This window comes from Fulvitalea axinellae (assembly GCF_036492835.1).
Taxonomy (GTDB): Bacteria; Bacteroidota; Bacteroidia; order Cytophagales; family Cyclobacteriaceae; genus Fulvitalea; species Fulvitalea axinellae.
On the sequence record NZ_AP025314.1, the window covers coordinates 1,810,277 to 1,822,295 of the forward strand.

A 12,019-nucleotide genomic window follows, 5' to 3' on the forward strand; every position below is an offset into this window, starting at 1 on the left:
CTACTGCAAGAAGGAAATGGTTGTTTGAGAGCTGTTAAAACGAAAAAAGCGAGTCAAACAACTCGCTTTTTTCGGGTAGTAGGTGTTTTTATCTTTTTTCGACGGGAACGTAAGGCCTGAGGTTTTCGCCAACGTATACTTGACGCGGGCGTCCGATAGGCTCTTTGTGCTCGCGCATCTCTTTCCACTGGGCGATCCAGCCTGGAAGACGTCCCATTGAGAAAAGTACCGGGAACATAACCGTTGGGATTCCGATAGCTCGCATGATAATGCCTGAGTAAAAATCCACGTTCGGGTAGAGTTTTCTTTCGATGAAGTACTCGTCCTTGAGGGCGGTCTCTTCAAGCGTTTTGGCGATATCGAGTACTGGGTCTGTAACTCCGAGTTTGTTGAGAACCTCGTCGGCGTTGCGCTTGAGTATCTTTGCGCGTGGATCGAAGTTTTTGTAAACGCGGTGGCCGAATCCCATAAGACGGAACGGATCGTTCTTGTCTTTGGCCTTCTCGATGTATTTCTGAACATCTCCACCGTCTTCGCGAATTTTCTCCAGCATCTGGATAACCGCTTGGTTCGCTCCGCCGTGCAATGGCCCCCAAAGGGCTGAAATACCGGCGGCGACAGAAGCGTAAAGGCTGGCTTGAGAAGAACCAACGATACGAACCGTAGAAGTTGAGCAGTTCTGCTCGTGGTCAGCGTGGAGGATAAGGATTCTCTCCAACGCCTCTGTAACGATAGGATCGATTTCGTACTCCTGACCAGGTACAGTGAACATCATTCTCAAGAAGTTCTGTACGTAGTCCAAGCTTGGGTCTGGATAGTTCGGAGGCATGCCGGCTTCCTTAGTGTGCGCCCAAGCGACGAAAGTAGGAAGTTTGGCAAGAAGGCGACGGATAGTGATGTCTACTTTTTCGGCCGCGCGGTTAGGGTCAAGAGACTCCGGGAAAAATGCGGTTTGAGCTGTGGCCAACGAAGACAAAACGCCCATTGGATGCGCATTTGACGGGAATCCGGCCAAAATAGTCTTGACATCCTCGTGAACGAGCTGGTTTTTCTTAACGTCACCTTTCAAAGTTTCGAGTTCGGTGGCGGTTGGAAGTTCTCCGTAGATGAGAAGATGCGCTACTTCAAGGAAAGATGACTTTTCGGCCAATTCCTCGATTGCGTAGCCTCGGTATCTGAGTATTCCTTTTTCACCGTCAAGGAAGGTAATGGAGCTGGCGGTAGACCCGGTGTTTTTGAACCCGGAATCCAACGTGATCAGTCCAGACTCGGCTCTCAATTTAGAGATGTCGATAGCCTTTTCGTGTTCAGTACCTTCAATGATCGGTAGCTTGTAGGTTTTTCCCTCTACGGTAAGTTCTGCAAATTTTGACATAGGAGAAGTTTATGTTTGCTTTAATTCGGTTACTAAGTATCTATGCTGTTCGGATAGGTTTCTTGGTATTGTCATATTCGCCGATTGTGTAATAGCGAATGTCGGGCCGGAAGGTGTTTGGTTTGGTCAGTCCGCAAAATGGCTTTCGCCGGACGATGGTTAAATGCAACAGGCTGGAAAACACCTACGTACCTTAATTAAGTAAAGAATATACTATCTTTTCTTTCACCAAATTTATAAAAAACAACATAAATCACGAAGAAAAAGGTAAACAATATCGTTTGCGTTTTACGATTTTCTATTGAAAAAACCTATAAAGCCATGTGGCTCATAAAAATGGAGAAGGAGGGAAAATCTAATAATCAGCTAATATTTCGTTACATATATTATACGGAAGTGTTGTGAATTATACGCCAGCGACCCGGCGAGAAGCAGTTAGGAAGAGGGTACATATTATGTTTGAGACTTGGAACTGTGTTTGCTTTAAGGTTATGAATGTTGACAAAATTCAATTTTAGGAGTTTTGAATTTAGAAAGATGACCTTGGAGGAATTTCTGAGCTTGCCGAAGCAGTGCCGCTATTCTTTTGTTATTGAATTTGGGGAATTTCTGTCGTCTAGGAAGTTGGACGGAGAGGGTGTGGCAAAGCTTTTCTGGTTGGAAGCGTTCTATGCGGAAATGTATTTTGAGGCGGGAAAAGATTTGCCTTCCGAATTAAGGGCCTTTGAAGCGACGAAGGGGCTTATTCCGTATTTGCGGGAGATTGACATTAAGGATGTTTATAAGTGATGTTTTTCTGAAGAAAGCAACATTTTCATTGTTTGTTCGTGTACAACTCAGTTGGGAAAAAATAGGAAAACAATGAGATGGATAGCTTTTTATTCAATGATTCTGTTAGCGATAACGAATAATTTAGGCTTTGCGCAGAAACAAAAAGAAGAAATGAAGGACGGGAAAAAATATAAAATCGAGAAGTCCGAGAAAGAGTGGCGTGAGGTGTTGGATGGGAATGCCTTTAGGGTCTTAAGGGAAAAAGGGACGGAAAGAGCTTTTACGGGCAAGTACGACCATTTTTTTGAAAAGGGCGATTATTACTGTAAAGGTTGTGGTAATAGGTTGTTTAGTTCCGATACCAAGTATAATTCCGGTTGTGGTTGGCCTGCCTTTTACGATGTCCAAAAGGAAGCGATAGAATACAAATCGGATAATTCGTATGGAATGAAAAGAGTGGAAGTGTTGTGTGCCGATTGTGGTGGCCATTTAGGGCATGTGTTTAACGATGGGCCTAAGGACAAAACTGGAATTCGGTTTTGTATAAACAGCGCGGCGCTTGAATTCAGAAAAAAGGAAGGAAAAGAAGATAAAAAGAAAAAGGACGATTAATCGTCCTTTTTTTATGGTGCCGGATTTGGTGCCGATTTGTGAATCTCCTCGATTGATGTCAATATTTCGTCGCTTAAGGAAATGTTGACGCTTGAGAGGTTTTCCTTTAATTGATCCATCGTGGTGGCTCCAATGATGTTGCTTGTCAGGAAAGGCCTGCTATTGATAAACGCCAAGGCCATTTGTGCGGGCGTGAGACCGTTGTCTTTTGCCAACTGATTGTATCGTTTGGCGGTTTCGCGGGCCAGATCGCCACTATAACGGGCCATTTTCGGAAAAAGTGAAAGGCGACCGTCTTCGGGAGTTGCGTCATCATATTTCCCAGTCAGCATACCGAATCCGAGAGGAGAGTAGGCGAGAAGCCCGATTTTTTCGCGAATAGAAATCTCGGCCATCCCGACTTCGTATGAACGGTTCAGAAGGCTGTATGGGTTCTGAATGCTCACGAGCTTGTCGGCGACGCCTCGTTTTTTTGCGGCTTCGATGAATTTCATCGTTCCCCATGGCGTTTCGTTGGAAAGCCCGAAATATGAGATCTTACCTTCACTAATAAATTTCGCCAATGTGTCAACGACCGTGTCGAAATCTGTGCCCGTTTCGTCGGATTCGTGTTGGTATCCCAGTTTTCCGAAGAAGTTTGTTTTGCGCTCCGGCCAATGAAGTTGATAAAGGTCAACATAATCGGTTTTTAGCCTGTTGAGGCTTTGGTGGAGCGCTTTTCTTAAGTGTTGAGGCGAAAAGTTTGGGACACCGCGCATATATTCGAAAGCGTCGTTAGGTCCGGCGGCTTTGGTAGCCAGAATGATGTCTTCCCTTTTGTTCCTGTTTTTCTTTATCCAGCTACCGATTATTTCTTCGGTTCGACCGTAGGTTTCCGCTCTGGCGGGTACGGAATACAGTTCTGCGGTATCGATAAAATTTACGCCTTTCGTGAGAGCGTAATTGATTTGGTCATGCCCTTCTTTTTCGGTGTTTTGCTCACCGAAGGTCATGGTGCCTAAACACAGTTGGCTTACCAGAAGGTCGGAATTTCCGAGTTTGTTAAATTTCATGATTTGTTTTTATAGGCGTTGGGAGTCACGGTCGGGAGCCTTAGTTTAAACTTGATGGCGACCACCCTAATAGCGATTACAAAAAGAATAACGATGCCGTAACTTGGCATTCCGGTGATATTAAGCGAATCGTTCAGAAGAATCAAGGTGGTGCCACCCAAAAGGCAGGCCGTGGCGTAGATTTCTTTTCGGAAAATAAGTGGGATTTCCCCGCAAAACGTATCGCGCGTTATACCACCGACTACAGAGGATACCATGCCCATTGCGACTGCGTAAGGTTCCGCAATATTTAGCGCCAAGGCTTTTTCCACACCGATTACGGTGAAGACGCCCAGACCGATGGTGTCAAACAGGAAAAGCGTTTTTTTTAGTCTTTCCGTGGTATGATCGAAGGTGTACGTAAACAGCAGCGCTGCGAAAATAGTCCAAAGGTAATTGAGGTCGTGAAGCCAGCTAACAGGTCTTATGCCAAGTAACATATCCCTTAGCGTTCCGCCTCCGAGAGCGGTAATAAATCCCAGAAATAACGCTCCGAACAAGTCCATCCGTTTGTCGGCCGCGGCGCGGATGCCACTGACGGCGAATACGAATGTGCCGGCCAAGTCAAGAAAATATAATGGAGTCATTTCGGAGGTTAAAACGATTGGTTGGCTTCCATGTACGATTGCAGGATCACGGCGGCGCTTACTTTGTCTACATTGCCTTTTTCCCTACGGTCCTTCTTTTTCATTCCCCCGTCAATCATGGCCCGCATGGCTATTTTCGATGTGAACCGCTCGTCATGCAGTTCTACCGGAATCTGAGGGATTTGTTTTTTGAGCTGCTTCACAAATCCTTTTACGTGCGAAGTGTTGTTAGTGTCCGTATTATCAAGCTTTTTAGGCATTCCGACAATGAAAATTTCAACGTCTTCTTTCGCCACATAGTTCTTGAGGTATTTGATGATATCCTTGGAATGGACCACATCCAAGGGGCTGGATATGATTTTTAAAGGGTCGCTTACCGCAACCCCAACGCGTTTTGTTCCGTAATCGATGGCTAAGAGTCTGCCCATTTTAGTGTGTTTTGTGAATCAGGGGCGAAAATACGCGTTTTTACGTTCTTCTAGAAAGGCAACCTTATTCCACTTGTGTGGTTTTGGTTTGAAACTTTTGAAAATAATATCCTTCAAAGCCTAATGTTGGTATGAAAACTGTTGATTTGATTGTATTTTTATAAAAAAAATTTAAAATTGACCGTATTTTAGGGGTTATTAATCAAAAGAGAAAATAGCGGTGGGAAAGATAAAGAACACTCGTTTTCATGTGCGTTTGCCGATAATCTTGGCACTCGTTGTCAGCGCCGGATTTTTGTTTGCTTCCCTTAAACAGGGCAATCAACCGAACAAACCAAATCTGGCTAGCAGTTATCACAAATTTGCGAACATTCTCCAATACGTGAACCAGTACTATGTGGACACTGTGGATACCGAAGAATTGGTGGAAACGGCGATCACGAAAATGCTGGAGGAACTGGATCCGCATTCGGTTTATATTCCGCCTAAAGAAGTAGAGTTGAACAAGTCTCAGCTGACGGGCAATTTTTTCGGAATCGGTATCGAGTTTAATATTATGCGAGATACGATTTATGTCGTGTCGCCACTGACAGGTGGGCCTTCCGAAAAGCTCGGCGTTAGGGCCGGTGACCGTATTGTTGAAGTAGATGGCGAAAACGTAGCGGGTATCGGGGTGACTAACCGTAAGGTTATGGAAGTGCTCCGCGGAGAGAAAGGAACGAAAGTAGTCGTAGGGATAAACCGTAACGGAAAGCGACTTGATTTTAACATTATCCGCGATAAGATTCCTCAGAATTCTGTGGAAACTGCGTATATGGTTAACGACAAAACCGGTTATATCAAGGTTAGCCGATTCTCGGCCACGACTTACGACGAGTTTAAAGCTGGGCTTGACAGTTTGACCGATAAGGGGATGAACAGGCTTGTTCTTGACCTTCAGGGCAATCCTGGCGGTTATATGGAAATGGCGATTCGCATGGCGGATGAATTCCTGAACAAAGACAAATTGGTGGTTTATACCAAAGGAAAAGTCGAAAGGCATAACCAACGTATTTATTCTTCGGCTAAAGGTGTTTTCGAGAAAGGTTCCTTAATCGTTTTGATTGACGAAGGTTCCGCTTCCGCTTCGGAAATTGTTTCGGGAGCTATTCAGGATAATGATCGTGGCTTGATTGTCGGCAGACGATCGTTCGGTAAAGGGTTGGTTCAGTGGCCGATTCCTTTAAACGACGGTTCCGAGTTGCGTCTGACTATCTCAAGATATTACACGCCAAGTGGGCGTTCTATCCAGAAACCTTATGAGAAAGGTCTTCATGATTACTATATGGACAAAGCGAACCGTTTTGCCCATGGTGAGTATTTCCACGCCGACAGTATCCATTTGAACGACTCTTTGAAGTACAAGACGCTGAAAGGCCGTACGGTATACGGTGGCGGAGGTATTATGCCTGATTACTTTGTGCCATTGGATACGGCGTATAGCTCGGCCTACTTTAACGAGCTCGTGTTTTACAGTAACGCGTTCCGTGAGTACTCGATCAATTTCTACGAAAAGAATGAAAAGAAATTGAAGAAGATGCCTTTCTCTGACTTTATGGCTAGTTACGAGGTGTCAGACAAAGTTTTGGACGATCTTGTAAAGGCTGGAAAGAAGCACGATGTTGAGTTTGACGAAGACGGATTCAACAAGTCGAAAAAATCTCTGAAGTTGAGGTTTAAGGCGGAAATTGCCAGAAGGAATTACGGGAATTGGGCGTTTTATCCTGTGATAAACGAACTCAACGAATCGTTCCAAAGGGCAATGGGCTTATTTGACGAAGCTGACGAGTTGGCGCAGGGTAGCGACTAATATTGACACAGAAACTGAAATTTGGAGAAAGCCCAGAGACTATGATTGCTCTGGGCTTTCTTGTATATGCGTGATTCCGGGTTTTGATCTGACATTGGCGCCTTGTGTCATTTATGTAAATTCATTATTTTTAATTGAATAAAAATAATAGTCGAATCGAGTTGAGGTGTTTTTGTGAGTTGCGGGTAATTTTTAACAGGCCTTTTGGGCCTCCTCATTTGTAAATTTATGCCAGAGATAGCAATGATCGACAGAGAAAGCGAAAAGGTGGAGAACCAGATTCAGAAAAGTGACCTGATAAGTCGGGACTTGAGCTGGTTGGGGTTTAATGAAAGGGTGCTGGATCAGGCCAAGAACGAAAACAGGTCGCTTGTGGACAGGTTGAAGTTTTTGGCTATTACCGCCTCGAATTTTGACGAGTTTTTTATGGTTCGGGTCGGTAGTCTTTACAATTATCTCGACTACGGCAAATCGCGTACTGACTATTCCGGGTTGGATGAGTATACGTTCAAGAAGAAGTTGTTTCATGAAGTTAGGAGGTTCGTCGAAGGGCAGAATGCTGTTTTTTCGGAGCTTTCAGACTTGATGTTTCAGGATGCGGGTTTTAGAATTGAACGGGACCTGTCGAGACTGGAAGCTTCGGAACGAAAAGAGCTGAAAAATTACTTCAAGGAAACCGTCTTCCCGATGCTTACGCCGATGGCTTTCGATAGCTATCACACTTTTCCGGTTCTCTTGAATAAGATATTGATTTTTGGGGTTGTTACAGAGGACCAAAGCGGGAATGAGAACTCGAATAAATTGTCTCTGGTTCAGATTCCGAAAAACCTCTCACGTTTCTATGAACTCCGCAGAGAAGATTGTGCGGTTTTCGTGCCGATCGAGAGCGTGATTCGGGAATATATCCATAAGCTGTTCCGAAATGTCCCGATTATGTCGGTAAGCCTTTTCAGGATTACTCGAAACGGTGATTTTACGCTGGAAGAAAGTGAAGATATCGAGACTAACTTTTTGGAGGAGCTGAAAAGTAAACTGAAATCCAGAAAAACGGGCAGAGTAGTGCGTGTTGAGACTGAGGAGGGCGCCGACGTTTGGATGCTTGACTTGTTGAAAGGAAAGCTTGAGATTGACGACGATAATATTTTTACGGTTTCCGATGCTGGGCTGATCGATTTTACCAGCCTTTGGCAGATTGTCAAACACCCGGAGTACAGGCATTTGGCGAATCCTCTCAGAGAGCCTGTGAAGTCTTTATCGTTACCAGATGATCAGGATCGGGATATACTTGAGTTATTGAAGACCAAGGATGTTTTGGTTCATAGCCCTTATCATAGCTATGAGATTTTTCTGGATTTGTTGGAAAGAGCCTGCGAGGATCCGAAAGTTTTGTCAATCAAAATGACAATTTATCGTTTGGCTGACAATTCCAGAGTTACTGCGGCATTGCTTCGGGCGTTGGAGAACGGGAAACACGTTTCTGTGCTTTTTGAGGTGAAAGCCCGCTTTGACGAGGAAAACAACCTCAGGGAAGCGAAGCGCTTGCAGAATGCTGGCTGTTTCGTGATTTACGGAATGTCACACCTGAAGACACACACAAAGTTGTTGTTGATTGTTCGAAAGGATTCCGCCAAGCGAATAACCCGTTATGTCCATATGGCCAGCGGGAATTTTAACGAAGATACGGCGAAACTGTACACCGATTTGGCGCTGATGTCTACGAACGAGGTTTACGCTCGTGATGTTGCGGAGTTCTTTAACGTTATCACCGGTCATTCCGATCCCTCATATTACGAGAACCTGATTACGGCTCCTCGCGATATGCGAAACCAGCTTCTGGACTTGATTGGTGTTGAGATTGAAAATGCCAAAAATGGAAAGAAAGCTGGGGTGGTAATTAAATTGAATTCTCTTCAGGATAAAGACGTAATCGCTAAGCTTTATGAAGCATCAAATGCTGGTGTGCAAATTCGGTTGATCGTTAGGGGGATTTGTTGCCTGCGCCCGGGCAGGGAAGGCTTGAGTGAGAATATTAAGGTCCGGTCTATTGTCGGTGATTATCTTGAACATTCGCGGATTTATTACTTCCATAATGGAGGAAGTCCGAAAGTTTATTGCGGAAGCGCCGATGTTATGGTCAGGAGCTTTGACAGGCGTCTGGAATCGTTATTCTTGGTGCTGGACGATAAAGTAAGGGCTGAAATGATGTGTGTGTTGGATTATAACCTAAAAGACAACGTTAACGCTTATCAGATGCTTGAAGACGGTGCTTTTAGGAAAATCCAAGTAGAGGAGGGCGAAGAGGAATTTAACCTTCACGAACAGATGTATAATCTGACAAAAAAAGAACTGAAGACCATAAAGCTTTTCTGAGAAAGAAAATGTTTGCGTCCCCCAAAGAAAGCCGCTTCCTTGTTATGAGGAAGCGGCTTTCGGGGTTAAGCGGTTGCAGTCGAATAATCAAGCCAGCGATCGGCCGCCTGTAGAGTTTCGAATTTTGTAGTCTCCTTCATAGGCGTTTCGAAAGGATGTAGCTTGTTGTCAGCCAGCACTTCGGCGGTTTTTAGTACTCCAGCCCTGTTGAGTAGCTCTTCGACTTTTTCATGGAACTCCTTAATGTCGTTAGGGTGGGCTTCCATGTCGCTAAGGTCTGATAGCACGCTGAAACGCTTCTGTGTAACGGTCAGCGCTTTTCTCCAATCCATTATATAGTTCGGAATGGACCTTTTGCTTGGCCAGAGGCCACGGACCTTGAAATATATCCGGTTTTTTCTCGGAAGATACGTGATCTCGTAGAATGGGGTATTGGCGATCTGTTGCATCATTGTCCCCTGGCTTTTGTTAATGAATGATTATCAATATATTATACGTGTTTATGAGCCTCTGGGATATGTTTTGCCTACTCAAGAATATCTCCGGGCCTTTGTTCCCTAAGCGTTTTCCTGTGGATTTGTTTTGGGAAATTAGGTTTAAAGACTACACTCTTTAATGGGTAAAGTCCGATAACTTTTCTTGGAGAGGCCGGTTTTGCAGATTGACCGCCATCTAATATGCGAAATCGATGAGGACACAACCCGAAAGGATATTGAACCGGGAATATTTCCTGAGCCGGATAAATCAGATTCAGTTGGACACGAGTTTGTCTTGGGTGGAAAAAAGTACCGCGCTTAAGGAATTGATCGAGCGCAGGGATTTTTTGATGCGCAGACATTTGGAGGAAGTGTACAAGATAATTACCCAAATACCTTCGGATCAGAGCGATTCGCCGTTCCGGTTAAATTGATGCCAGTCTTTCCGTAGTTTTTCCGCATTACGGAGTGCTCTTAAGTTTTTATTGGTTTTCTTTGTAGGCTGTAGGAAGTGGGGCGCCTTTTTGGTTCCCGGAATGGTCGGTCCGTTTCCGTGTTTTTGTGCATCGGGGGATAAAAGTCTTTCTAAGGCACGTGTGTGATACTTTTTCGGAATAGCGAAATGGGATTGAAACTGAGTGATATACAGGCGCCGATAGCCGGGGAAATGGCTTTGTTTGAAGAAAAATTCCGGTCATCGGTTTCCAGTAAGGTGTTGTTGCTGGATAAGATAATGGGATATATCGTGAAGCGCAAAGGGAAGCAGATGCGACCCATGTTTGTGTTTCTCTCGGCTGGTGTGGCCGGTGGTGTCGTTGAAGCTACGCATCGTGGCGCCGCTTTGATAGAGCTCCTGCATACAGCGACGTTGGTGCATGATGATGTTGTGGATGAGGCGGAATATCGGCGGGGCTTTTTTTCGATTAATGCCCTTTGGAAGAATAAGGTGGCTGTATTGGTCGGTGATTACTTGCTTTCCAGAGGATTGCTCTTGGCGGTCGAAAATGAGGAATTCGATCTGCTTAAAATCGTTTCTACCGCTGTGCGGGAAATGAGTGAAGGGGAATTGTTGCAGATAGAGAAAGCCCGTAAACTTGATATTACCGAGGATGTATATTATGAGGTGATTCGCCAAAAAACGGCGTCGTTAATCGCTTCGTGCTGTGCCGCTGGGGCCTCGTCGGCCGGAAGTGGTCCGGAGGACGTGGAGAAGATGAGATTGTTCGGAGAGAAAGTGGGAATGGCCTTTCAAATAAAAGACGATCTTTTTGATTACGGTACACAGGAAGTTGGGAAACCTTTGGGTATTGATATCAAGGAAAAGAAGATGACTTTGCCGCTTATTTACGCCTTAAGGCAGGCAAGTTGGACCGAAAGGAAGAAGATTGTCTTCCAGATCAAGAACTTCAGCGAAAAACCAAAAGTGGTCAAAGAGGTGATCGATTTTGTGAAGAATTCGGGGGGGATGGAGTACGCCCAAAAGAAAATGGAGGAGTATTATGATGAGGCGCTTGAGATTCTCGGCAGTTTCCCCGATTCGGAATACAAGGAATCTCTAGCGAATTTGGTGAAGTATACGATTTTGAGAAATAAATAGAGATTGAAATACTGCCGAGGGGTAGGTGGCTAACCCTCGGCGGTGTTTTCGTGAGAATATTCGGATAGACCGATAAATTTTAAAGAGCGTTTAAAGTGATCTCTGAGAGGGGCTGTAATAGTCACCTCTTTTTTTGTGGTCGGATGTGTGAATGACAAACTTCTAGAGTGGAGCAGAAGCCCTTTGCCTGGGTGCTCGTCAAACAGCTTGTTTTGTTTGCAATCACCGTATCGTCTATCGCCTAAAATATAGTGCCTGATCTTGGCGAAGTGTTGTCTGATCTGATGAGTCCTTCCCGTAAGCGGTTGGGCTTCCACCAATGAGTATCTTGATGTCGGGAATTTGGAGGTTTGAAACGGGATTTCGGTGCGGGCGATTGTCTTGAAAATAGTTTGCGCATCCCTTAAGGTTTCATCATACTCACTGTTGATCGGAATGTTAATCTCGTCATTTTCAGGGGTATGCCCTCTTGCTATTAGCCAATACTTTTTTATCGTAAGGTGTTCCTCAAATAAGTTCTGGATCTCAGCGGTGATACGTTTGTTTAGGCCGAAAAGAAGGACTCCCGAAGTGGGGCGGTCAATCCTATGGATTGGATAAACATGCTGGCCGAGTTGGTCTCTGAGCATTTGCATGGCAAATTGTTTTTCTCCTCTTGCTAGCGGTGTTCTGTGGACTAGGAGGTTATTAGGCTTGTTTATTGCCACTATATCATTGTCTTTATAGAGAATTTCCAGCATAATTGAGTTTTGCGATCCGTATTTTATTGATTCTTTGGACGAAGTGAGTTCGAAGTTACATAAAAATACTGTTAGTAAGAATGTTGGGAAAAGGGAGATGAAATGTCATTGATAAAAAAGTAT

General features: G+C 44.6%; 12 protein-coding genes. 6 read left to right on the plus strand and 6 right to left on the minus strand.

What is annotated here, in order from left to right:
* Positions 1-88: 88 nt before the first annotated feature.
* Positions 89-1,375 (minus strand): citrate synthase, encoded by a 1,287-nt coding sequence (locus AABK39_RS07265; protein ID WP_338394257.1) that lies wholly within the window; start codon positions 1,373-1,375, stop codon positions 89-91.
* A 537-nt stretch (positions 1,376-1,912) separates the two neighbouring features.
* Here AABK39_RS07265 and AABK39_RS07270 point away from each other — a divergent pair.
* Together AABK39_RS07270 and msrB are read left to right on the plus strand one after the other, a co-directional pair.
* Entirely contained in the window at positions 1,913-2,164 is a 252-nt protein-coding gene (locus AABK39_RS07270) for a hypothetical protein (protein WP_338394258.1), read from the plus strand.
* A gap of 72 nt (positions 2,165-2,236) precedes the next feature.
* Positions 2,237-2,758 carry a peptide-methionine (R)-S-oxide reductase MsrB gene (gene msrB, locus AABK39_RS07275; RefSeq protein WP_338394259.1) on the plus strand — a complete coding sequence of 174 codons (522 nt, stop codon included), beginning with the start codon at positions 2,237-2,239 and terminating at the stop codon, positions 2,756-2,758.
* An 11-nt stretch (positions 2,759-2,769) separates the two neighbouring features.
* Here msrB and AABK39_RS07280 read toward each other — a convergent pair whose 3' ends face one another.
* From AABK39_RS07280 to ruvX, 3 genes are read right to left on the minus strand one after another with little or no spacing between them, the layout of a single operon-like run.
* Positions 2,770-3,810, minus strand: a complete 1,041-nt coding sequence (locus AABK39_RS07280; RefSeq protein WP_338394260.1) for an aldo/keto reductase — start codon at positions 3,808-3,810, stop codon at positions 2,770-2,772.
* Positions 3,807-4,436, minus strand: a complete 630-nt coding sequence (locus AABK39_RS07285) for a trimeric intracellular cation channel family protein (protein WP_338394261.1) — start codon at positions 4,434-4,436, stop codon at positions 3,807-3,809. Before AABK39_RS07285 ends, AABK39_RS07280 begins: the two co-directional genes overlap by 4 nt.
* A gap of 8 nt (positions 4,437-4,444) precedes the next feature.
* Positions 4,445-4,864, minus strand: coding sequence for a Holliday junction resolvase RuvX (ruvX, locus tag AABK39_RS07290; RefSeq protein ID WP_338394262.1), 420 nt, complete (start codon positions 4,862-4,864; stop codon positions 4,445-4,447).
* Positions 4,865-5,084: 220 nt separating this feature from the next.
* Between ruvX and AABK39_RS07295 the strand changes: the two genes are divergently transcribed.
* Positions 5,085-6,713, plus strand: a complete 1,629-nt coding sequence (locus AABK39_RS07295; RefSeq protein WP_338394263.1) for a S41 family peptidase — start codon at positions 5,085-5,087, stop codon at positions 6,711-6,713.
* Positions 6,714-6,941: 228 nt separating this feature from the next.
* The gene (gene ppk1 / locus AABK39_RS07300; RefSeq protein ID WP_338394264.1) at positions 6,942-9,083 is read left to right on the plus strand and encodes a polyphosphate kinase 1; all 2,142 of its coding nucleotides are present in this window, start codon (positions 6,942-6,944) and stop codon (positions 9,081-9,083) included.
* Positions 9,084-9,148: 65 nt separating this feature from the next.
* On the opposite strand, the gene AABK39_RS07305 is transcribed toward ppk1, so the two are convergent.
* Positions 9,149-9,535, minus strand: a complete 387-nt coding sequence (locus tag AABK39_RS07305) for a hypothetical protein (RefSeq protein ID WP_338394265.1) — start codon at positions 9,533-9,535, stop codon at positions 9,149-9,151.
* A 236-nt stretch (positions 9,536-9,771) separates the two neighbouring features.
* Between AABK39_RS07305 and AABK39_RS07310 the strand changes: the two genes are divergently transcribed.
* On the plus strand, positions 9,772-9,993 hold the full coding sequence (locus AABK39_RS07310; protein ID WP_338394266.1) for a hypothetical protein: 222 nt from the start codon (positions 9,772-9,774) through the stop codon (positions 9,991-9,993).
* Positions 9,994-10,181: 188 nt separating this feature from the next.
* On the plus strand, positions 10,182-11,156 hold the full coding sequence (locus AABK39_RS07315) for a polyprenyl synthetase family protein (RefSeq protein WP_338394267.1): 975 nt from the start codon (positions 10,182-10,184) through the stop codon (positions 11,154-11,156).
* A 29-nt stretch (positions 11,157-11,185) separates the two neighbouring features.
* Here AABK39_RS07315 and AABK39_RS07320 read toward each other — a convergent pair whose 3' ends face one another.
* On the minus strand, positions 11,186-11,896 hold the full coding sequence (locus tag AABK39_RS07320; RefSeq protein WP_338394268.1) for a pseudouridine synthase: 711 nt from the start codon (positions 11,894-11,896) through the stop codon (positions 11,186-11,188).
* Positions 11,897-12,019: the final 123 nt, after the last annotated feature.